Here is a 21,967-nt window from a genome sequence, read left to right on the forward strand (position 1 = left end):
GGCGAGAGCAAGGGCAAGGGAGAGGACAAGGGCAAGGGCAAGGGCAAGGGCAAGGATGCCGGTCGCGTCGAGTACGTCGTCGCGGCCAACAACGGCACCAAGGCCGCCACGGCATCCTTCCCGACCTGGACCAAGGGCAAGGGCGCGGTCTTCACACCGGTGTTCGGCACGGACACGGCGGTCAAGCCGGCGGCCGACGGCACCGTGAAGGTCACCGTGCCGCCACTGGGCATCAGCGTGTGGCGGGCCAACACCCCGATCAGCACCTCCGGGGCGGCGCCGACGGTCGAGGTCGTCCTCCCTGAGTCGGGGGTGAACGGGCGCGCCGAGATCGGCGCCGACGTGAAGGCGAGCACCTTCGCGCAGACGACGTTCCTGTGGCGTCAGCTCGGCGCCAAGGAGTGGCAGCCGCTCGGCACCGACGACAACGCACCGTTCCGGGTCTTCCACGACACGTCCGGTCTGCCGCTGGCCACGCCGCTGGAGTACCGCGCCGTCGTCAAGGATGCCGGGGGGCGGGTCGCGGGTGACTCCTCGTGGACGCAGGTCGTCGGTGCGCCGTCACGGACGGTTCCCGAGAACGGTGACCCGGCAGGGACCCAGCCCGGCACGGTCGCCATCGCCGGGACGCTGAACTCCGAGATGGGGTGCCCGGCCGACTGGGAGCCGTGGTGCGGCCAGGCCCAGATGAGCTTGGACGGCGCGGACAAGATCTGGAAGAAGAAGGGGGTCACCCTGCCGGTCGGCCCGTACGCCTACAAGGCGGCGCTCGACCGCGCCTGGACCGAGAACTACGGCGAGGGTGGTGTGCGCGACGGCGGCAACATCTCGATGGAGACGGCCGACGGCACCGCGTCGTTCTACTACGACCCGACCACCCACTGGGCGGTCTCGGACGAGGAGGACCCGATCATCACCGTGCCCGGGTCGTTCCAGTCAGAGCTCGGCTGCGGCGGGGACTGGAAGCCGGAGTGCATGCGGCCGTGGCTGCAGGACAAGGACGGCGACGGCATCTACGCGATCATCACGACGAAGATCCCGGCGGGCACGTGGGAGTTCAAGGTTGCGCACGGGTTGTCCTTCGACGAGAGCTACCCTGCGGCCAACGTGAGCGTGACGGTCCCGGCGGACGGTGCTTCGACGACGTTCATCTACAACTCGGTGACCCACGAGGTGAGTGTCACGAGCGAGTGACCGTGTCCCGAGATCGACCTGTTGGTCGATCTCGGGACGGTGGGGTCCGGTGCAGGCGGGTCGGGTGCAGGCGGGTCGGGTCAGCGGCCGATCGTGACGTCGGTGCCCGAGAGTGAGGCGTCGAACCCGGCCGGCGTCACGGCGACGTCGGTGAGCCCCAGCCCGTCCGGAACGCCCGGCACAGGCTGGCGGATCGTCACCAGGCTGCGGGCCAAGGAACTGAGGGCGCTGTCGAGGAAGTCCGGCCCGCCGAGGTCGACGGTGCGGGGCTCGATGAGCAGTTGCCCGCCATCGGCGACCACGGTTCCCTCAGCCCGGACCGTGAGGTCCCGGCCGAGGATGGTCACCGCGCGTTCGATGCCCGCGAGCCCGTCACCGGCATCGTAGAGCCGTGCCCCGTCGCCGATCTGGGTGGCGACCGTGGCGAACGGCAGGGTGGCATCGAGGTCGAGCCGCTCGGCGCGCAGGCCGCTCTCGGAGAATCGAACCCCGGATCCGGTGGCCACCACGTCGGTGAGCGTCGCATCGGCTGACACGACGTCGGAGCCGCGCAGGTCGACGGTGCCGAGCCACGTCTCGTCGGTGGTGAGGTCGGCGGGCGGCTGCGGCTCAGTGCCCGTCCCCGGGCCGGATGCCGTCGGGCTCGGTGCCGCGATCGTCTCGCCGTCGCCGGACCCGAGGGTGAGGAGCAGGACGACGAGGGCGAGGGCGAGCGTGGCCAGGGTCGCGCCGACCCCGAGCAGGAAGTGCTTCATGCCCCCAGCGTGACAGGCCGACGATGCCGTACGTCAGCGCGCCACGGCACCGGTCTCCAGCGACGTCCTGGTGCGCTCCTGCCGTCGGGCCGGGAGGTAGCACGCCACGCCGAGCGCGCTGATCGCGCCCGCGGTGACCATGGCCGTGCTGATCGACGCCCGGTCGGCGAGGGTGCCGACGAGCGGAGCCGCCACGGCGAAGGCGAGGAAGGCCATCATCGAGTTGATCGACAGCACCGTCGCGCGGTTGGCGGACGTCGCCTGCCGATGGAGCAGCGCCGCGTGGGGCGGGCCGTTCATCCCGTGCATGGAGTAGGTGAACAGGTAGGCCGCGACGAGCGCGACCGGGCCGGCCACCAACCCCATGACCACGGCCCCGAGGGCATTGAGCACGCGCCCGACCATGGCCGCTCGGGCGACGCCGATGCGTGCCGACGTCACCCCGGCGAGCCACGAGCCCACGGCGAACAGCCCCCACCCGGCGGCCGACACCGGCCCGACCAGGGCCCCCGCCCGCTCCGCGGACCCGACGAGTTCCTCCAGGCGCAGCGGCATCAGGGACTCGAAGGTGATCATGCCGACCGACCAGAACACCTCGACGCCGACCAGGGCCAGTAGCACGCGGTTGGTGGCCAGCAGCCGCACCCCGCTCGCGATGACCGCGGGCGTGGTGCGTGCCTCGGACAGGGCGTGCGACCACTGGGAGCGACCAGCCGCCGCGGGCGGGCGCTGCTCGGTCATCAGCGCTGCGGCCGCAACGAGGTGCACCACCGTCAGGGCCGCGCTGACCCACGCCGCGGCATCCAGTGCGGAGACACCCGAGACGCCGAAGACCGTTCGCACGGGATCCCACCAGATGAGCCCACCGGACGCGAGTGCGCCCACGGCGATGGCCCCACCCAGCACCGAGCCCGCCCGGGAGAGCTGCCGGTCGACGTCGGCCCCGGGGGTCGTGGCGTGGACGGCGTCGACGAACCACGCCTCGAGCGGCCCGGAGTCCAGGGCGCGGAACGCCCCGGTGACCACCGCGGCCGCCACGAACCACCAGAACGACTGGGCGAGCGCGATGCCCACGGCGGCGACGACCCCCAGGACCGCGGCGGTGAGGTACACCGGCCGCCGCCCCACGGCATCCGCGAAACCACTCGTCGGCAGTTCGAGGGCGAAGGTCACGAGACCGCCGATGGCGAAGGACGACGCCGCCTGGGCGACGGTCAGCCCGCGCCCGGTCTGGAGCAGGATGATGATGCCGACGACGAACCCGACGGGCAGCCAGCGGGTCGTCGTCAGGACGTAGAGCCGGCGCTCGGCCTCGCGAGGAGTGAGGACTGCAGTCACCTCGACGGTGCCTTGTCGAGGTCCAGCGCGTAGGCGAACAGGTAGACCGCGATCCGCTTGGCGTCGGGGTTGCCCTGGCCGACGCGCCGGTAGCGGCCGACGACCTCGCTGATCTCGTCGCGCATCGCCTGCAGCTGGGGGGCGGTGAGCAGCACCATGTCGTCGCTGCTGCCGCAGGCGTCCTGCCAGTCGCCCGGCCAGCCGGGGGAGACGTCGACCCAGCGCTCGGCCTGCTCGCTGAAGTGCCGCACGTAGTCGCGGGCGAGCCAGTTCAGCGCCGTCTCGGAGTCCTCGTCACCCTCGAAGTCGCTCGGGTAGTAGCTGTGGAAGTCGGTGGCGGCCCGCCACAGCCGGCGCTTGCCCTCGCCCTCGCCGGTGTCGGCGACGAGGCCGACCGACTCCAGCTTGCGCAGGTGGTAGGACGTGGCGCCCGAGTTGGTGCCTAGGGTGCCGGCGAGGTCGGTGGCGGTGGCCGGGCCGCCGACGCGCAGCTGTGAGAGCAGGCGCGAGCGCAGGGGGTGGGCCAGGACGCGCAGGCTCGTGGCGTCGAGACGGATGCCGGTGTGCGGTGCCGCGGGGTCGCTCGCGTCGAGCGTGGGGGTGCGGTCCGCGGCTGGTTGCGGGGTCTTTGACGTGGCCATGCGTGCACAATACCTTTGCATACTCTGTTTGCACAACTACTCTGCACAATTGGTGTGCGCCTGCGTTTGTGCAGGTCAGCGACCTGCCAGCCGGGTTCAGCGACGATTTGGGGTGTTGCCCAACCACCCGTAAACTTGACCACTGTTGTGCCGTGCGCCCTCGACCGGGGCACGTGAGGTTCCCTGGTGGGAGCACGCGGCATACGCCAGTTCCATCGGGGCGATCCTCGCCCCTGCCCCTTCTACGACCAGGACACCTGATGCGTACCTACACCCCCAAGCAGGGCGAGATCACGCGTGCGTGGCACATCATCGACGCGACCGACGTCGTGCTCGGCCGCCTCGCCAGCCAGACCGCGATCCTGCTGCGCGGCAAGCACAAGCCCACCTTCGCCCCCCACGTCGACGGTGGCGACTTCGTCATCATCATCAACGCCGAGAAGGTGGCCCTCACGGGCGCCAAGCTCGCGCAGAAGAAGGCCTACCACCACTCGGGTCACCCGGGCGGCCTGAAGAGCACGTCCTACACCGAGCTGCTCGCCAAGAGCCCGGAGAAGGCCGTCGAGAAGGCCGTTCGCGGCATGCTCCCCAAGAACACCCTCGGTCGCGCGCAGCTGAGCCACCTCAAGGTCTACCGCGGCGCCGAGCACCCCCACGCTGCCCAGCAGCCCCAGCCCTTCGAGCTCACCCAGGTGGCCCAGTGATGACCGAGAACACCCAGATCGACGAGACCGCCGGTACCGACGTCAACGACGCCCCGGTCACCGAGTACACCTCCGAGTCGGACACCAACGTCGCGGGTGCCGAGCCCGTGGCTCGTCCGGCGGCCACCGTTCCCGGCGCGGCCACCGGTCGTCGCAAGCAGGCCGTCGCCCGCGTCCGGATCGTCCCGGGCACCGGCGAGTGGAAGATCAACGGGCGCACCCTCGAGGGGTACTTCCCGAACAAGGTCCACCAGCAGATCGTCAACGAGCCGCTGAAGGTCCTCGAGCTCGACGGCGCCTACGACGTCCTCGTGCGCGTGCACGGCGGTGGCCCCTCCGGTCAGGCTGGCGCGGTGCGCCTCGGCGTGGCCCGCTCGCTCAACGGCATCGACCCCGAGCTGAACCGCCCGGCCCTGAAGAAGGCTGGCTTCCTCTCGCGCGACGCCCGCGTCCCCGAGCGCAAGAAGGCCGGTCTCAAGAAGGCCCGCAAGGCGCCTCAGTACAGCAAGCGCTGATCCGGCGCGACGGCATCCGATCTTCGGTGCCGTCCCAGCTCCGAAGGCGGCACCATTCGGTGCCGCCTTCGGCGCGTTCGGGATAGATTCAGGTCAGGGCTCCATCGGCGAAAGGCACCATCCAGCATGTCTCGACTCTTCGGCACCGACGGAGTGCGCGGCCTGGCCAACGGCCCGGTCATCACCGCCGAGATGGCCCTGTCGATGTCGGTCGCGGCCGCCCGCGTCCTCGGCCAGGCCGGAGCGACGCCGGGGCACCGGCCCAAGGCCGTCGTCGGGCGCGACCCGCGGGCCTCGGGGGAGTTCCTCGCCGCGGCGGTCGTCGCGGGTCTGGCCTCGGCCGGGGTCGACGTCTACAACGCCGGGGTCCTGCCGACCCCCGCCGTGGCCTACCTGACCGCCGACACCGGCGCCGACTTCGGGGTGATGCTCTCGGCGTCGCACAACGCGATGCCCGACAACGGCATCAAGTTCTTCGCGCGCGGGGGACACAAGCTCGCGGATGAGGTCGAGGACCAGATCGAGGCCGCGATGGGTGAGCGCTGGGCGCGCCCCATCGGCGCGGACGTCGGCCGGGTCGTGGCCATGCAGGAGGGCCACACCCGCTACATCGCCCACCTCCTGCGCGTGCTGCCGAACCAGCTCGACGGTCTCAAGGTCGTCATCGACGGCGCCCACGGGGCGGCCAGCATGGTCTCCCCGGAGATCTTCCGTCTGGCGGGCGCCGAGGTCATCGAGATCGGCACCGCCCCCGACGGGCTGAACATCAACGACGGCTACGGCTCGACCCACCTCGGCCCGCTCAAGGCCGCCGTGGTCGCGCACGGTGCGGACCTCGGCATCGCCCACGACGGGGATGCCGACCGGTGCCTTGCGGTGGATGCTGCCGGCGTCGAGGTCGACGGCGACCAGATCATGGGCATCCTGGCGGTGGACATGAAGGAGCGCGGCAAGCTCGCGCACGACACCCTCGTCGCGACCGTCATGAGCAACCTCGGGCTGCTCCAGGCGATGGAGCGCGAAGGCATCCGGGTGCTCCAGACCGGCGTCGGTGACCGCTACGTGCTGGAGGAGATGCGCGCCGGCGGCTACTCCCTCGGCGGCGAGCAGTCCGGGCACGTCATCATGCTCGACCACGGCACCACCGGTGACGGGGTGCTCACGGGGCTCATGCTCGCGGCCCGGATGGCTGCCACCGGACGCACCATCGCCGACCTCGGCACGGTCATGACGCGCCTGCCCCAGGTGCTCGTCAACGTCCGGGGCGTCGACAAGAACCGGGTCGAGAGCGACGAAGGCCTCCAGGACACCGTGCGTCGCGAAGAGGCCGCCCTCGCGGGCTCCGGGCGGGTGCTCCTGCGCAAGTCAGGCACCGAACCGCTCGTGCGCGTCATGGTCGAGGCACCGACCCAGGACGAGGCGGATGCTGTGGCGCACCGCCTCGCCGGCGTCGTGCGCGAGCGCCTCACGCTCTGAGCAGTCGCGGCGGCGGCTCAGAGCGTGAGCTCTGCGTCAGGTCAGTGCTGCGTCAGCGGTCGCCGCGGGTGCGAGCGTGCTCGCTCGCGATGATCCGCGCGTACTCCAGCCCGGAGTCCTTGATCGTGCGCTTCTGCGTGTCGTAGTCGACGTGGATGATCCCGAAGCGCTTGTCGTAGCCGTAGGCCCACTCGAAGTTGTCGAGCAGCGACCACGCGAAGTACCCGCGCACGTCGGTGCCGCCCTCGATGGCGTCGGCGACCGCGCCGAGGTGCTCGTGGAGGTAGTTGACCCGGTCGGGGTCGTGCACCGCGCCGTCGTCGGACACGGTGTCCGGCCAGGCGGAGCCGTTCTCGGTGATGTAGATCGGCAGGCCGCTCTCGCGCGCCGACCGCTCGATGATCAGCTGGTGGCTCTTCGGTGACTGCTCCCAGCCCATCGCGGTGAGCGGGCCCTGCGGGGCGAGCTCGATGACGCCGTCGCAGCCGGGCATCGGGTTGCTGCCGTCCTCGCCGTCGCGGGCGGCGCGCACCCGGGTGGGGAAGTAGTTGTTGACCCCGAGGTTGTCCAGCGGCGCCGAGATCGTCTCGAGGTCACCGTCCTGGATGAAGGCGTGGTCGGTGAGGTGAGCGGTGTCCTCGATCATGCCGTCGGGGTAGGCGCCGTGGAAGATCGGGCCGAAGAACAGGCCGTTGAGGGCGTTGTCGGCGCGCCGAACGGCATCCGCATCACGCTCGTCACCGTCGTCGGGGCCCCACACGTACGTCGGGTTGAGGGTGATCGACGCCTCCCCGTCGGGGCACAGCTCGCGGATCACCGGCACGGCCGTGCCGTGCGCGAGCATCAGGTGGTGCGCGGCGACCATGCCCTCGAGGGTGTCGTGGTGGCCGGGGGCGTGGTTGCCGATGCTGTAGCTGAGGATCGAGGAGCACCACGGCTCGTTGAGCGTCGTCCAGTGCTTGACCCGGTCACCGAGGGCGCCGACGGTGACGGCGGTGTACTCCTCGAACCAGGCGGCGACATCGCGGTTGAGCCAGCCACCGCGGTCGTCGAGGGCCTGCGGCAGGTCCCAGTGGTAGAGCGTCGCGACGGGGCGGATGCCGTTGTCGAGCAGCCGGTCGACGAGCCGGTCGTAGAAGTCGATGCCGGGCTGGTTGACCGTGCCGGTGCCGGTGGGCAGGACGCGCGGCCAGGCGATGGAGAAGCGGTAGACGTCGAGCCCGAGGTCGCTCATGAGTGCAACGTCCTCGTCGACCCGGTGGAAGTGGTCGCAGGCCGGGTCGCCGGTGTCCTTGTTCGCGACGTTCCCCTCGACCTCGCAGAACGTGTCCCAGATCGACGGCAGCCGCCCGTCCTCCGTGGTCGCCCCCTCGATCTGGAAGCTGGCGGTGGCGGCCCCCCAGAGGAAGCCATCGGGGAAGGTGCGATCGAAAGAGGTCATAACGCGTGAGGTTACCGTCCCGGTGTGACCTCGTCGCCGACCCTGACCACCCCGCGGACCTGAGGGACGAGGTGCATCGCGAACCACGTCCTGCCGTCACGGCGACGATGGCGCGCCAGGGTGCGGATCGGCTCGTGCCCGCGTTCCAGCGTCGCGGGGTCGATCGTCGTGAGTACACACCGGTCGACCGCCTTGACGACCCGGAACGAGACGTCCCCGATGCGCACGCTGCGCCAGCGGTCCTCCTCGAACGCGTCGAGGTCACCGTCGACGACGAGGTTGGGGCGGAAGCGGTCGACCGCCATCGGATGCCGTGCCACGTCTCCGCGCTCGAGGACGCCGTCGGTGACCCAGTCGTCGAGGCGGCGCAGGGATGCCGCGGACGCCAGGGTGACCGGGTAGCCGTCGGCGAAGGCGGTGGCCTCGCCGGGCAGGCCGTACTCGGGGTTGAGGGGGCGCGGGCGGTGCACGAGGACCAGGCGCAGCCCCTCGATGCCGAGCGTGGCGGCGAGCCAGGTGGTGGCCACGAACGGTGCGCAGACGGCATCCAGGCTGCGCCCGTGCACGGTCACCGTGACCGGGTCGCCGTGCGGCTGCTCGACGTCGAGCGGCGCGGCACCGGGCGCGCTGAGCCGTAGGGGGACGGGCAGGCCGGGGTCGGTCATGGGGGTCATGGCCTGGATGCCCAGCAGGGATGCGTGCTCCCTCGCGGTGACGCACTCGCCGGTGGGGTCGACGACCATCCAGCGACGGTCGTCGTGCAGGCCCCAGGGCTCGACGTGTGCCTGGTCGACGTGGCGGACTGCGGTGCTCTTGACGGGGTGAACGGCAAGCCCGACCAGGGTGATCACGTGGGCTCGCTGCCGGGCGTGCTCACGCCGTCCCCGGTGGTCCAGCAGGCACACCGAGGTCGCCGATGACCGTCACGATCTCAACGGCCCCGCCGGCGAGCCCGTACTCCGCGCCGACGATTGCCAGGTCACCGCGTTCGACCGCGTACCGGATGGCCCGGGAGCGCTCGGCGAGCAGGCTGACGACGTGCCGCAGGTGGGCGCGGCCGACCTCACCGGGGGTCGGCTCCGCGGTGCTGCCGGCCAGCAGGTAGCTCGGGGCGATGCGCTCGACCACGTCGCGAAGGAACCCCCCGGGCAGCTGGCGGGTCGCCACCGCTTCGAGGGTGGCCCGGATCGCCCCGCACGAGGTGTGGGACAGCACGACGATGAGTGGGGTGCCGAGCACCTCGACGCCGAACTCGAGCGAGCCGAGCACCCCGGGGTCGATGACGGTGCCCGCCGTGCGCACCACGAAGACGTCGCCCAGGCCTTGGTCGAAGATGATCTCCGCGGCGACGCGGGAGTCCGAGCAGCCGAACACCGTGGCGAAGGGGGTCTGGCCGGTCGCGAGCTCCTCGCGCAGCTGGATGCTCTGGTGCGGGTGGTCACTCGCACCGTCGACGAAGCGGTTGTTGCCGGCGACGAGTTCAGCCCACGCGTCGTGCGGGGTCCGCGGCCTGGGGTTTCCTCGAGCGGTCGTCATGGCGACGTCGAGCGCTCAGTCGACCTGGGTGAGCAGGCCCGTGTCGACGTCGTAGATGAACCCACCGACGAGCACCTCGTCGGCGACGAGCGGGTGCGACTTCACCCGGACGACGTCCGAGCGCAGCGCCGCCTCCTGGTCGTCGATGGTGTTGAAGCGGTGCCAGGTCGCGTCGCGGCCGGCTGATTCACCCACCCGCCGCTGGAGTTCGGCCTCGGTCGAGTTCGCCATCGCGCAGCGGGTGTGCGGGATGACGAGCACCCGGTTCACCCCGAGCAGGTGCGTGGCGAGCACCAATGCCTCGAGGGCCTGGTCGGTGACCCGGCCACCGGGATTGCGGAAGATCTTCGCGTCGCCGGGCTTGAGCCCGATCATCCGCAGCGGGTCGATCCGGCTGTCCATGCAGGTGACGACGGCGACGCCGGCGTGGGCCACACCGTCGAAGCCGAGGATCGGGTTCTCCGCGGCGTAGGCCCGGTTGGCCTCGAGCAGGTCATCAAAGGTGGATGGCATCAGAGCAACCCCGTTCGCTTCTCGATGGTGAACGCCACCGGCTTGGTCACCGAGGCGAAGAAATCATGTCCCTTGTCGTCGACGACGATGAAGGCCGGGAAGTCCTCGACCTCGATCTTCCAGATGGCCTCCATGCCCAGCTCGGGGTACTCGAGCACCTCGACGCTGCGGATGCAGTCCTGGGCCAGGCGCGCGGCCGGGCCGCCGATCGACCCGAGGTAGAAGCCGCCGTGAGCCTTGCAGGCATCGGTCACCTGCTGGCTGCGGTTGCCCTTCGCAAGCATGACCATCGAGCCGCCAGCGGCCTGGAACTGGTCGACGTAGGAGTCCATCCGGCCTGCGGTCGTCGGCCCGAACGAACCCGACGGCATCCCCTCGGGGGTCTTGGCCGGGCCCGCGTAGTAGACCGGGTGGTTGCGCAGGTAGTCGGGCATCGGCTCACCGGCGTCGAGGCGTTCCTTGATCTTCGCGTGGGCGATGTCGCGGGCCACGACGAGCGGGCCGGTCAGGGACAGCCGCGTCTTGACCGGGTGCTTGGTGAGCTCGGCGAGGATGTCCGCCATCGGCTGGTTGAGGTCGATGGAGACCACGGCGCCGGCACCCGTGGATGCCGCGCCGACGGCATCCACGTCGTCCTCACCGGCGAGGGCGGCGTGGGTCTGGTCGGGCAGGAAGCGGGCCGGGTCGGTCTCGAGCTGTTCGATGAACACGCCCTCGGGGGTGATCTTGCCGAGCACCTGGCGGTCGGCCGAGCAGGACACGGCGATGGCGATGGGGAGGGAGGCCCCGTGGCGGGGCAGGCGCACCACCCGCACGTCGTGGCAGAAGTACTTGCCGCCGAACTGGGCGCCGATGCCGAACTGCCGGGTCAGCTCGAGCACCTTCTCCTCGAGCTCGGTGTCGCGGAAGCCGTGGCCGGTGGCGGCATCCCCGGCCTTCGGGAGCTGGTCGAGGTACTTGGCGCTCGCGTACTTGGCTGTCTTGAGGGCGAACTCGGCGCTGGTACCGCCGATGACGATGGCCAGGTGGTACGGGGGGCAGGCCGCGGTGCCGAGGCTGCGCAGCTTCTCGTCGAGGAAGCGCATCATCGCGTCGGGGTTGAGCACGGCCTTGGTCTCCTGGAACAGGAAGGACTTGTTGGCGCTGCCACCACCCTTGGCCATGAAGAGGAACTTGTAGGTGCTCTCGTGCCCGGGGGCGGTGTCGGCGTAGAGCTCGATCTGGGCCGGCAGGTTGGTGCCGGTGTTGCGCTCGTCCCACGTCGTGACCGGGGCCATCTGGGAGTAGCGCAGGTTCAGCCGGGTGTAGGCGTCGTAGACCCCACGGCTGACGGCCTCCTCGTCGCGCCCCGGCGTCAGCACGTGCTGGCCGCGCTTGCCCATGACGATCGCGGTGCCGGTGTCCTGGCACATGGGCAGGATGCCGCCCGCGGCGATGTTCGCGTTCTTGAGCAGGTCGAGCGCGACGAACTTGTCGTTGTTGCTCGCCTCCGGGTCATCGAGGATGTTCGCGAGCTGCTGGAGGTGCGCCGGGCGCAGGTAGTGCGCGATGTCGTGCATGGCGGTGTCGGTGAGCAGGCGCAGGGCCTTGGGCTCGACCTGGAGGAACGAGCGCCCGCCCGGCCCGTCGACGACCGACACGCCGTCGGTGGTGAGCAGCCGGTAGGGGGTCTCGTCGTCCCCGATGGGCAGTAGGTCCTCGTAGGCGAAGTCGGTCACGCCAGTTCCTCCCTGGTCGGGGCGTAGGCGCCCGCATGGGTCACGGTGATGCCGCTCGTCGCGAGCGCGCGGTCGATGGCCGGGCGCACGTCGGGCAGGCCCGCGTGCTGCAGGCGCTCACGGGCTGCGGTGTCGCCGAGCAGCCCGGCGTCGAGCAGGCCCGACACGAGGCCGGCCATGAAGGAGTCGCCTGCTCCGACGGTGTCGACGACGTCGTCGGCGAGCGCGGGCAGGTGGTCGACGTCGCCGGTGCCGGCCCGCCACGTGACCCCGTCGCCGCCGAGGGTCACGAGCGTCAGCTTCGAGCCCAGCCCGGCCCAGTGAGCCATCACCTCGGCCGGGGACTGCCCGGGGTAGAGCCAGGCGATGTCGTCCTCGGAGCACTTCACGACGTCACTGAGTGCGACGAGCTCCTCGATGCGTGGGCGGACCTCGTCGGGGCTGCCCATGATGCTCGGGCGCACGTTGGGGTCGTAGGACACCGTGCCGGTCGCGCGGATCGCGTGGACCGCGGCGGTCACCTCCTCGTCGCCGGGGCGCAGGGTGGTGCCGATGGACCCGATGTGCAGGTGACCGGCATCCGCCGGTAGGTCGACGGGGGCGAGGTCCCAGTGCAGGTCGAAGACGTAGCTCGCCGCGCCCGACTCGTCGATCGTCGCGGCGGCGGTGGAGGTGGGGTGGCTGGCGCTGATGCTGCCGGGGAGGAGGTGCACTCCGCCGGACTCGACGTGCTCGGCGCAGCGGATCCCGCGATCGTCGGTGCCGACGAGCGTCGCGAACCACGTCTCGTGCCCGAGCCGGGACAGGCCCAGGGCGACGTTGGCCGGCGATCCACCCACGTGTTCGGCCGTGTTGCCGTCGGGGGTGTGCACGATGTCGACAAGCAGTTCGCCGATGACGGCGACTGCTCGGCCGGGGGCGCGATCGGCTGTGCTCGGGTTCATGTCGTTCGTGGTGTCCATGACGTCCTGACGTGAGCGTGTGACGGCAGGGCCAACCCTAGCGTCGAGGGTGATTCGGCGTCCCGGGCACCCGTCGGCGACGATAGGGGGGTGACCACGCCCGCGCCCGCCCGCAGCCGCTACTCGATGGGGTCTGCCAAGAACCTGGTGTACTCCCTCGCCGCGGTGCTCGGGATGGTCGCCGTCCTCGTGCTCATCGTCCCGCGGGTCAGCTCGGTCAGTGGGCCGCCGGTCGACGTGCACGCCACGGCCGTCGACGTGCAGGAGCGCACCGGCTGGCCGATCGTCGAGCCCGTGGGCCTGCCGGAGGGGTGGACTGCGACCTCGGCCCGCTACACCGTCACCACGGGTGGCTTCTCGACGTGGCACGCCGGGTACCAGACCCCCTCGGGAACCTATGTCGCGGTCGAGCAGACGCAGGACCCCACGCGTGCGTGGATCGAGTCGCAGACCAACCGTGCGCCCAAGGTCGGCACCCTGGAGGCTGCAGGGCGCACCTGGACGATGTACGAGCGGGACACCAAGGTCCAGAACAGCCTCGTCGACGCCCCGGAGGGTGCGGACGAGCTGACCACGCTCATCACCGGCACGGCCACCTTCGACGAGATGAAGCAGTTCGTCGAGACGCTCCAGCCCGTCACACCCTGACGGCAGAGCCCCGGGGGTGCGCCGCCGGACGTGCAAAAGGGCCCACCCTCGGTCGGCTGCACGCTCGGCGCCGGGTGCGGCGAGCGCCTTTGTACGTCCGACGGCGCAGGGTTGCCCATGGCCGGACCTGCGAACCGGCAATGCGCCGTGGGCCTGACCGCTGGACCAGGGGAATCAGTCGCCGGCGGTGATCTTCGCCTCGGCGCGGTCCAACCACGTCGCGCAGTGGGCGGCCAGGGCCTCGCCCCGCTGCCACAGCCCCATGCTCTCCTCGAGCCCGGACTGGCCGTTCTCGAGGCGGGCGACGATGTCGACGAGCTCGTCGCGGGCCTGCTCGTACGTCAGGCCTGCGATGTCGGCGTGCTGCGCACCTTCAGGGGCTGGCCCCTGCTCGGGGGTTGCCGAATCCGCTGTCATCGCCATGTCCGAAACCCTAACCGTCGTGCCCGACAGGCTTGACGCCGAAGTCGCCGCGCGCCACGCGCACGCGCAACGGCTCACCCACGACCACGGATGCCGGGTCGCTCACCACCGCGCCGTCGGCGTGCTGCACGATCGCGTAGCCGCGGTCGAGGGTCGACTGCGGCGACAGGGTGCGCACCTGGGTGCGCAGGTGCGCGGTGTGGTCGCGGGCCCGGTGCAGCTGGGCCTCGACGCGGCGGCGACTGCGGTCGCGCAGTGCTTCGACCACGGCGCGCTGGCTGCGCACGAACGCGCCCTTGTCGGTGAGGACGGGGCGACTGCGCAGCTCGACGAGCCGCCGCCGTTCGTGGTGCAGGCGTGCGGCGAGTGCGCGGTGACCGCGAGCGCGAGCTGCCGCGACCGCCGAACGCTCGGCATCGGCATCCGGGACGATCGCCTTGGCGGCATCCGTGGGCGTGGAGGCGCGGTGGTCGGCGACGAGGTCGAGCAGGGGGGTGTCGACGTCGTGACCGATGGCGCTGACCACGGGGGTGAGTGCCGCCGCGACGGCCCGAACCATGGTCTCGTTGCTGAAGGGCAGCAGGTCCTCGACCCCGCCACCGCCACGGGCGATGACGATGACGTCGACCTCGGGGTGGGTGTCGAGCTCGGCGAGCGCCGCGCACACCTGCGGCACGGCATCCGCGCCCTGAACCGCGACCTGGCGGATCTCGAACACCGCGGACGGCCAGCGCCGGCGGGCGTTCTCGACGACGTCGCGCTCGGCCGCGCTCGCCCGGCCGCAGACCAGCCCGATGCGCCGGGGAAGGAACGGTAGGGGCTTCTTGCGCTCGCGGTCGAACAGCCCCTCCTGGGCCAGGTGTCGCTTGAGGTACTCCAGGCGCGCGAGCAGCTCACCGACGCCGAGGGGGCGGATCTGGCGGGCGTCGAGCATGAGCGATCCGCGCTGGGCCCAGAAGGTGGGCTTGGCCTGGAGGACGACGCGGGCACCCTCGCCGAGAGGGGTCGGCATCGCGTCGAGGGCGTTGACGTGGATCGAGACCGACAGGCTCATGTCGACGTCGGGGTCGCGCAGGGTGAGGTAGGCGGTGCGGGCCCCGGGGCGGCGGTTGAGCTGGACGACCTGGCCCTCGACCCACAGGGTCGACATCTTCTCGACGTACTCACCGATCTTCATCGAGAGCAGGCGCACCGGCCAGGGCTGCTCGGCCGTGGTGTCGGCGGCGCGCTCGGGCAGGGTCGTCATGGCGTCACCCTAGAGCCGGGCTCCGACGGCCATTGTTCGGCCGTGCGTCCGGCAGGGTGGCTGCCCTGACTGCCAACCTGCCGGACACAAGGATTCGGGGTCGTCGTGAGGGCGACCTACCATGGGTGACATGGCTGACTCCGGCAAACGTGTGCTCCTCGCCGCCCCCCGTGGCTACTGCGCGGGGGTGGACCGGGCCGTGGTGACCGTCGAGAAGGCGCTCGACCTCTACGGCTCCCCGGTCTACGTCCGCAAGGAGATCGTGCACAACAAGCATGTCGTCACGACGCTGCAGAAGCGCGGTGCGATCTTCGTCGACGAGACCGACGAGGTGCCCGAGGGTGCGACCGTCGTCTTCTCGGCCCACGGCGTCGCCCCCGTGGTGCACGAGGAGGCCCGGGCCCTGTCCCTGCGCACCATCGACGCCACCTGCCCCCTGGTCACCAAGGTGCACCGAGAGGCCGTGCGCTTCGCCGACGAGGACTACGACATCCTCCTGATCGGCCACGAGGGCCACGAGGAGGTCATCGGCACCGCTGGTGAGGCCCCCGAGCACATCCAGCTCGTCGACGGCCCCGACGACGTCGACAACGTCACGGTCCGCGACCCCGACAAGGTCGTGTGGCTCTCGCAGACCACGCTCTCGGTCGACGAGACCATGGAGACGGTGCGGCGCCTTCGTGAGCGCTTCCCCAGCCTGCAGGACCCCCCGAGCGACGACATCTGCTACGCCACACAGAACCGCCAGCTCGCCGTGAAGCAGATGGCCGCCGACTGCGACCTCATGCTCGTCATCGGCTCACGCAACTCCTCCAACTCGGTGCGTCTGGTCGAGGTCGCCCTCGAGCACGGAACACCCGCGGGGCACCTGGTCGACTACGCGGACGAGATCGACGAGTCCTGGCTCGACGGGGTCTCGACGGTGGGTGTGACCTCGGGTGCCTCGGTGCCCGAGATCCTCGTGCGCGAGGTGCTCGAGTACCTCGAGGCTCGCGGCTACGGCGATGTGTCACCTGTCGTCGCGGCGCAGGAGTCGATCATGTTCTCGCTGCCTGCCGAGATCCGCCGGGATCTCAAGGCCGCCGGCAAGGCCGACACGATGCGCCACGACGCGAGCTTCGCCGACAGCACCTCCGGTCTGCACTGACGGTTGTCGCCGTCGGCGTCTAGCCTGACCGGCATGACCACGCCACACCCCGCGGACACGCATGACCTGATCCGCGTGCTGGGTGCCCGCGAGAACAACCTCAAGGACGTGAGCGTCGAGCTGCCCAAGCGGCGGCTCACGGTCTTCACCGGGGTGTCGGGTTCGGGGAAGAGCTCGCTCGTCTTCGCGACGATCGCCGCGGAGTCCAAGCGGATGATCAACGAGACCTACAGCGCCTTCCTCCAGGGGTTCATGCCGAGCCTGGCCCGCCCTGAGGTCGACCACCTCGAGGGGCTGACCACGGCGATCATCGTCGACCAGGAGCGGATGGGCGCCAACCCTCGGTCGACCGTCGGCACGGCCACCGACGCAAACGCCATGTTGCGCATCCTGTTCAGCCGCTTGGCGCAACCGCATCTCGGCCCGCCGACGGCGTACTCGTTCAACGTCCCGACCCGCAAGGCGAGCGGTGTCATGTCCACCGACAAGGGTGGCCGGGTCGAGAAGACCATCGTCAAGCAGGCGGTCTACCTCGGCGGGATGTGCCCGCGGTGCGAGGGGATGGGCCAGGTCAGCGACATCGACCGCACGGCGCTGTACGACGACTCCAAGTCCCTGCGCGAGGGTGCGCTGACGGTGCCCGGCTACTCCATGGACGGCTGGTACGGCCGGCTGTTCGAGGGCATGGGGCTGCCGATGGACACGCCCATCGCCGACTTCACCGCCAAGCAGCTCGACACGATGCTGTTCGCGCCGCCGACGAAGATCAAGGTCGAGGGGGTCAACCTCACCTTCGAGGGCATCATCCCCAAGATCCAGAAGTCGATGCTGTCCAAGGACCCGGAGGCGATGCAGCCGCACGTGCGGCGCTTCGTCGAGCGGGCCGTCACCTTCCAGGCCTGCCCGGAGTGCGCCGGTACACGGCTGACCGCCGAGGCGCGCGCCTCCCAGATCAACGGCAAGAGCATCGCCGACCTGTGCGCCATGCAGATCAGCGACCTCGCCACGTGGGTGCGTGACCTCGACGAGCCGTCGGTGGCGCCGCTGCTCAAGGGGTTGCAGCACCTGCTCGACTCGTTCACCGAGATCGGCTTGGGCTACCTCTCCCTCGACCGGCCTGCAGGGACGCTGTCCGGTGGCGAGGCCCAGCGCACGAAGATGATCCGCCACCTGGGGTCCTCGCTGACCGACGTCACCTACGTGTTCGACGAGCCCACCGTCGGCCTGCACCCGCACGACATCGAGCGGATGAACACGCTGCTCCTGCAGCTGCGGGACAAGGGAAACACCGTGCTCGTCGTCGAGCACAAGCCCGAGACCATCGCCATCGCCGACCACGTCGTCGACCTCGGCCCGGGGGCGGGGTCGGGCGGCGGCGCGATCTGCTTCGAGGGCACGATCGAGGGGCTGCGCGCCAGTGACACCATCACCGGGCGGCACCTGGATGACCGGGCGACGCTGAAGCCGAGCGTGCGCGAGGCCACTGGCGCGGTCGAGGTCCGGGGTGCCTCGACGCACAACCTTCGGGGCGTCGACGTCGACATCCCGCTCGGGGTGCTGTGCGTCGTGACCGGTGTCGCGGGCTCGGGCAAGACCTCGCTGATCCACGGCTCGGTCGCCAAGCGTGACGATGTCGTCGTCGTCGACCAGGGCGCCATCAAGGGGTCGCGACGCAGCAACCCGGCGACCTACACCGGTCTGCTCGAGCCGATCCGCAAGGCGTTCGCCAAGGTCAACGGGGTCAAGCCGGCGCTGTTCAGCTCGAACTCCGAGGGGGCCTGCCCCACGTGCAACGGCGCGGGCGTCATCATCACCGACCTCGGCATCATGGCGACGATGGAGTCGCCGTGCGAGGACTGCGAGGGCAAGCGCTTCCAGGCGTCGGTGCTCGAGTACACCCTGGGGGGCAAGGACATCGCCGAGGTGCTCGCCCTGTCTGTCGATGAGGCCGAGGTGTTCTTCGCCTCGGGTGAAGCCAGGACTCCGGCGGCGCACACGATCCTGGCGCGACTGGCCGATGTCGGTCTGGGTTACATCAGCCTCGGTCAGCCGCTCAGCACGTTGTCCGGCGGTGAACGCCAGCGCCTGAAACTGGCGGTGCAGATGGCCGACAAGGGCGACATCTACGTGCTCGACGAGCCCACGACCGGGTTGCACCTCGCCGATGTCGGCAACCTGCTCGGGTTGCTCGACCGACTGGTCGACTCGGGCAAGTCGGTCATCGTCATCGAGCACCACCAGGCCGTGATGGCGCACGCTGACTGGATCATCGACCTCGGCCCCGGTGCCGGCCACGACGGGGGCACGATCGTCTTCGAGGGCACACCGGCAGACCTCGTCGCAGCCCGTTCGACCCTGACCGGGCAGCACCTGGCGCAGTACGTGGGCCCCTGATCTGACCCACAGCGCGCTCCCGAACCACCCGCTCGGCTGGCGGCTCAGCCCACCTCGCGGATGCCGTTCGCCCGCGGCCGTGCCGACTCACCCACCTCGAGATCGAGCAGCAGTTCGGGGCGCGAGTCCTGAGCGGTGATGTCGTCGATGAGCTCCTGCGCGGTCAGTGGCCGGGGGGCGATCTCCACGGGCGCGAGGACCGGCAGCTCGTCGTCGACGAGGTCGAGGTCGTTCATCCGGCGCGCGGTGACCATGACGCGGGACTCCAGGGCCCCGACCATCGCGTTGTAGGCCTCGACGCTGGACTGGAGGCTGCGCCCCACCTTGGCGGTGTGGGTGCCGAGCGTCGCGAGCCGCCGGTGCAGGTCGCGCCCGAGGTCGAGCAGCTCGCGGGCGCTGGAGGACAGGGCGTCCTGCTGCCAGGTGAACGCCACGGTGCGCAGCAGGGCCATCAGCGAGCCCGGGCCGACGAGCACCACCCGCTGCGAGAGTGCCTGGTCGTGCAGCGACGGCTGGGCCGCAAGGGCGGCGCCGAGCATGGCATCACTCGGAACGAAGCAGACCACCATCTCGGGACCCTCGCGAAACGCTGACCAGTACTCCTTGGTGGCCAGCGCCGACACGTGTCTGCCCAGCGAGGCCGCGTGCTCGCGCAGCAGGTCGCCGCGCTCGTCATCGGTGAGATCTTCACCCTGGGCGTCCAGGAAGGCGGCCATCGGGGCCTTGGCGTCGACCACGAGGACCTTCTCGCCGGGCAGGCGCACGACGACGTCCGGGCGCACGCCGCGGTCGTGGGCACTGACCGCGGTGACCTGCTCGTCGAAGTCGCAGCGCGCCAGCATCCCCGAGGCCTCGAGCACCCTGCGCAGCTGCACCTCACCCCACGCCCCTCGAACGGTCGATGACCGCAGCGAGCCCGCCAGCGAGGCCGTCTGGCGACCCAGGTGCTGGGTCTCGCCCTCGACGCGGGCGAGCAGGCCCCGAATGGCGCCGAACTGCTGCATCCGGTCGCGCTCGAGCGTGCCGACCTGGTGCTCGACACGGACCAAGGCGTCCTTGAGAGGAGCCAGCAGGGCGGCGGTCTCGAGGTCCTCAGCGAGCGAGGTCTCCAGGTCGAGCACCCGCTCTCGCAGCAGATCGCGCTCGGCGACCACGGCGGCCGAGCGCGCGGCATCCACCAGGCGAGTCACGACGATCGTCACGGCGACGCCGACGACCAACCCGAGCAGGCCCCACACCCATGTGTTCATGGGGCCGACTCTGGCACGAGGCACTGACACAGCCACCGACACGGGCGGTTAGGGTCGGGTGATGGCACGCAGTGAGACCGAGGCCGAGCGCCTGAAGCGCATCGCGATCCTCAACGCCCGCCTCCCGCGGACCCGGGCCATCGCCCAGGGGGTGCTGCGTGACCCGAAGGGCCGGGTGCTGCTCTGCGAGCTCAGCTACAAGCGGGAGTGGGACCTGCCCGGTGGGGTCGTCGACCCGGGGGAGTCGCCGGCGACCTGCGTCGAGCGCGAGATCTTCGAGGAGCTGGGGCTCACCGTGAAGGTCGGACGACTGCTCGCCGTCAACTGGCTCCCGCCGTGGCGCGGGTGGGACGACGCGCTCCTGTACCTGTTCGACCTGGGGGTCCACCACGCCGGTGAGCTCGACCCGGCACTGTTCCTGCGGCGCGAGATCGCGGGCGCCCACTGGCGGAGCATCGCGGATGCCGCCGCGCACGTCGCGCCGTACACCGCACGCATGCTGGAGGTGGCCGCTGACGCCGAACACCCGCTCTACCTCGAGAACAGCGAACCCGGGAGGACCAGATGAAGATCCCCGACGACGAGAGCCGCCTGGCGCTCGCGTTCCTCGGCGCGGTCGTTCTGGTGAGTGCCGGCATCCTCGGCTGGATCGTGGTCTCCGCCTTCGCCGGGTGAGCGACGCCGTGGACCGGGGCGGCGCCCAACCCGGCTAAACTCCTGTCCTCGTGGCACTCACCATCGGAATCGTCGGTCTCCCCAACGTCGGCAAGTCGACGATGTTCAACGCGCTGACGAAGAACAACGTCCTCGCCGCGAACTACCCGTTCGCGACCATCGACCCGAACATCGGGGTCGTCCCGCTGCCCGATGATCGGCTGAACCGGCTCGCCGAGATCTTCGGGTCGGAGAAGATCCTGCCCGCGACGGTGTCGTTCGTCGACATCGCCGGCATCGTGCGTGGTGCCTCCGAGGGGGAGGGGCTCGGCAACAAGTTCCTCGCCAACATCCGTGAGGCCGACGCCATCTGCCAGGTCGTGCGCGCCTTCGAGGACGGCGACGTCGTCCACGTCGACGGCAAGGTCTCGCCGAGCTCGGACATCGAGACCATCCACACCGAGCTGATCCTCGCCGACCTCCAGACCTTGGAGAAGGCCGTGGCCCGCCTTGAGAAGGAGAGCCGGATCAAGAAGGAGTCGCGCCCGGCGTTCGAGAACGCCGTCGCCGCGCAGAAGGTGCTCGAGGCGGGGGAGACGCTGTTCGCCGCCGGTGAGAAGGCTGGCGTCGACCTCGACCTCGCTGCCGGGCTCGGGCTGCTGACCACCAAGCCGTTCATCTACGTCTTCAACCTCGACGAGGACCAGCTCGCCGACGCGGACCTGCACGCCAGCCTGGCCGAGCTCGTCGCGCCGGCCGACGCCGTGTTCCTCAACGCCAAGCTCGAGATGGACCTCATGGAGATGTCCGCGGAGGACGCCCTCGAGATGCTCCAGTCCTTCGGGGCGGAGGAGTCCGGTCTCGACCAGCTCGCTCGTGTCGGGTTCCACACCCTCGGGTTGCAGACCTACCTGACGGCCGGCCCCAAGGAGTCGCGGGCCTGGACGATCCACCAGGGTTGGACCGCCCCCCAGGCTGCCGGGGTCATCCACACCGACTTCCAGCGCGGCTTCATCAAGGCCGAGATCGTCTCGTTCGCCGATCTGGATGCCGCCGGCTCGATGGCCGCTGCTCGCGCGGCTGGGCGGGTGCGCATGGAGGGCAAGGAGTACGTCATGGCTGACGGAGACGTCGTGGAGTTCCGCTTCAACGTCTGAATCGGCGCGTTTCCGCAGGTCAGAGGGGGTGTGCCCTGTCCCAGTCCGCACACAGTCCGCAAGAAGTTTTGCGCGATACGCTCGATCTGCCCGTCTGAGGGCCTATGTCCGGACCCCGCGGCGGCCATGTGACCCACCCGTGACGTGATCCTCTGGCCGGCGGTATGCAGCAGGCCGGAAGGGCCGCAGAACCTTCCGGTCATGCCGAATGTCGGACGTTCCCAGGGTGCGCCGTCGGACATGCAAAGGCACCAA

The 21,967-nt window shown here is 70.4% G+C and carries 21 protein-coding genes; 9 read left to right on the top strand and 12 right to left on the bottom strand.

Annotation, left to right across the window (positions count from 1 at the left end; translation table 11 throughout):
• A partial coding sequence (locus tag PLL68_RS02600; protein WP_502910638.1) for a pullulanase X25 domain-containing protein occupies positions 1-1,194 on the top strand: 1,194 nt, incomplete at its 5' end.
• A gap of 80 nt (positions 1,195-1,274) precedes the next feature.
• Here PLL68_RS02600 and PLL68_RS02605 read toward each other — a convergent pair.
• Genes PLL68_RS02605 through PLL68_RS02615 form a run of 3 tightly spaced genes read right to left on the bottom strand, consistent with a single transcriptional unit; the run spans position 1,275 to position 3,928 of the window.
• Positions 1,275-1,949: an LmeA family phospholipid-binding protein gene (locus PLL68_RS02605; protein WP_324531376.1), complete on the bottom strand. Its 675-nt coding sequence runs from the start codon at positions 1,947-1,949 to the stop codon at positions 1,275-1,277.
• A gap of 33 nt (positions 1,950-1,982) precedes the next feature.
• Positions 1,983-3,287, bottom strand: a complete 1,305-nt coding sequence (locus PLL68_RS02610; protein ID WP_324531378.1) for an MFS transporter — start codon at positions 3,285-3,287, stop codon at positions 1,983-1,985.
• On the bottom strand, positions 3,284-3,928 hold the full coding sequence (locus PLL68_RS02615) for an ArsR/SmtB family transcription factor (RefSeq protein ID WP_324531380.1): 645 nt from the start codon (positions 3,926-3,928) through the stop codon (positions 3,284-3,286). The genes PLL68_RS02610 and PLL68_RS02615 overlap by 4 nt, the downstream gene beginning before the upstream one ends.
• Positions 3,929-4,188: 260 nt before the next feature.
• Between PLL68_RS02615 and rplM the strand changes: the two genes are divergently transcribed.
• The 3 genes from rplM to glmM all read left to right on the top strand — a co-directional run bounded on the left by rplM (position 4,189) and on the right by glmM (position 6,623).
• On the top strand, positions 4,189-4,632 hold the full coding sequence (gene rplM / locus PLL68_RS02620; RefSeq protein WP_159900845.1) for a 50S ribosomal protein L13: 444 nt from the start codon (positions 4,189-4,191) through the stop codon (positions 4,630-4,632).
• Positions 4,632-5,147 (top strand): 30S ribosomal protein S9, encoded by a 516-nt coding sequence (gene rpsI, locus PLL68_RS02625; RefSeq protein ID WP_324531383.1) that lies wholly within the window; start codon positions 4,632-4,634, stop codon positions 5,145-5,147. The genes rplM and rpsI overlap by 1 nt, the downstream gene beginning before the upstream one ends.
• Before the next feature lie 126 nt (positions 5,148-5,273).
• Positions 5,274-6,623, top strand: a complete 1,350-nt coding sequence (gene glmM / locus PLL68_RS02630; protein WP_324531385.1) for a phosphoglucosamine mutase — start codon at positions 5,274-5,276, stop codon at positions 6,621-6,623.
• 52 nt (positions 6,624-6,675) lie between these two features.
• On the opposite strand, the gene PLL68_RS02635 is transcribed toward glmM, so the two are convergent.
• Genes PLL68_RS02635 through PLL68_RS02660 form a run of 6 tightly spaced genes read right to left on the bottom strand, consistent with a single transcriptional unit; the run spans position 6,676 to position 12,793 of the window.
• Positions 6,676-8,064, bottom strand: coding sequence for a GH1 family beta-glucosidase (locus tag PLL68_RS02635; protein ID WP_324531387.1), 1,389 nt, complete (start codon positions 8,062-8,064; stop codon positions 6,676-6,678).
• 11 nt (positions 8,065-8,075) lie between these two features.
• Complete coding sequence (locus PLL68_RS02640; protein WP_324531389.1) at positions 8,076-8,915, bottom strand: MOSC domain-containing protein; 840 nt, start codon at positions 8,913-8,915, stop codon at positions 8,076-8,078.
• Between the two features lie 22 nt (positions 8,916-8,937).
• On the bottom strand, positions 8,938-9,600 hold the full coding sequence (locus tag PLL68_RS02645; protein WP_324531391.1) for a carbonic anhydrase: 663 nt from the start codon (positions 9,598-9,600) through the stop codon (positions 8,938-8,940).
• Between the two features lie 15 nt (positions 9,601-9,615).
• A complete protein-coding gene (locus PLL68_RS02650; protein WP_324531392.1) occupies positions 9,616-10,113 on the bottom strand; it encodes a beta-class carbonic anhydrase in 498 nt (165 codons plus the stop codon).
• On the bottom strand, positions 10,113-11,831 hold the full coding sequence (locus PLL68_RS02655; RefSeq protein ID WP_324531394.1) for a fumarate hydratase: 1,719 nt from the start codon (positions 11,829-11,831) through the stop codon (positions 10,113-10,115). The genes PLL68_RS02650 and PLL68_RS02655 overlap by 1 nt, the downstream gene beginning before the upstream one ends.
• Complete coding sequence (locus PLL68_RS02660; protein WP_324531396.1) at positions 11,828-12,793, bottom strand: carbohydrate kinase family protein; 966 nt, start codon at positions 12,791-12,793, stop codon at positions 11,828-11,830. Before PLL68_RS02660 ends, PLL68_RS02655 begins: the two co-directional genes overlap by 4 nt.
• Before the next feature lie 90 nt (positions 12,794-12,883).
• Between PLL68_RS02660 and PLL68_RS02665 the strand changes: the two genes are divergently transcribed.
• Positions 12,884-13,441: a DUF4245 domain-containing protein gene (locus PLL68_RS02665; protein ID WP_324531398.1), complete on the top strand. Its 558-nt coding sequence runs from the start codon at positions 12,884-12,886 to the stop codon at positions 13,439-13,441.
• 174 nt (positions 13,442-13,615) lie between these two features.
• On the opposite strand, the gene PLL68_RS02670 is transcribed toward PLL68_RS02665, so the two are convergent.
• Positions 13,616-13,864 (bottom strand): exodeoxyribonuclease VII small subunit, encoded by a 249-nt coding sequence (locus PLL68_RS02670; RefSeq protein WP_324531400.1) that lies wholly within the window; start codon positions 13,862-13,864, stop codon positions 13,616-13,618.
• A gap of 10 nt (positions 13,865-13,874) precedes the next feature.
• Positions 13,875-15,110 carry an exodeoxyribonuclease VII large subunit gene (gene xseA / locus PLL68_RS02675; RefSeq protein ID WP_324531401.1) on the bottom strand — a complete coding sequence of 412 codons (1,236 nt, stop codon included), beginning with the start codon at positions 15,108-15,110 and terminating at the stop codon, positions 13,875-13,877.
• Positions 15,111-15,240: 130 nt separating this feature from the next.
• Between xseA and PLL68_RS02680 the strand changes: the two genes are divergently transcribed.
• Together PLL68_RS02680 and PLL68_RS02685 are read left to right on the top strand one after the other, a co-directional pair.
• On the top strand, positions 15,241-16,257 hold the full coding sequence (locus tag PLL68_RS02680; protein WP_324531402.1) for a 4-hydroxy-3-methylbut-2-enyl diphosphate reductase: 1,017 nt from the start codon (positions 15,241-15,243) through the stop codon (positions 16,255-16,257).
• A 33-nt stretch (positions 16,258-16,290) separates the two neighbouring features.
• Positions 16,291-18,651 carry an ATP-binding cassette domain-containing protein gene (locus PLL68_RS02685; protein ID WP_324531404.1) on the top strand — a complete coding sequence of 787 codons (2,361 nt, stop codon included), beginning with the start codon at positions 16,291-16,293 and terminating at the stop codon, positions 18,649-18,651.
• A 44-nt stretch (positions 18,652-18,695) separates the two neighbouring features.
• Here the strand turns inward: PLL68_RS02685 and PLL68_RS02690 are convergent, their stop codons facing one another.
• The gene (locus tag PLL68_RS02690) at positions 18,696-19,901 is read right to left on the bottom strand and encodes a DNA recombination protein RmuC (RefSeq protein WP_324531405.1); all 1,206 of its coding nucleotides are present in this window, start codon (positions 19,899-19,901) and stop codon (positions 18,696-18,698) included.
• Positions 19,902-19,962: 61 nt separating this feature from the next.
• Here PLL68_RS02690 and PLL68_RS02695 point away from each other — a divergent pair, with 61 nt between their 5' ends.
• Both PLL68_RS02695 and ychF read left to right on the top strand, forming a co-directional pair.
• Positions 19,963-20,469 (top strand): NUDIX domain-containing protein, encoded by a 507-nt coding sequence (locus tag PLL68_RS02695; protein WP_324531407.1) that lies wholly within the window; start codon positions 19,963-19,965, stop codon positions 20,467-20,469.
• 157 nt (positions 20,470-20,626) lie between these two features.
• Positions 20,627-21,712 (top strand): redox-regulated ATPase YchF, encoded by a 1,086-nt coding sequence (ychF, locus tag PLL68_RS02700; RefSeq protein ID WP_324531409.1) that lies wholly within the window; start codon positions 20,627-20,629, stop codon positions 21,710-21,712.
• Positions 21,713-21,967 lie beyond the last annotated feature (255 nt).

Source organism: Ornithinibacter sp. (assembly GCF_035443565.1).
GTDB lineage: Bacteria > Actinomycetota > Actinomycetes > Actinomycetales > Dermatophilaceae > Fodinibacter.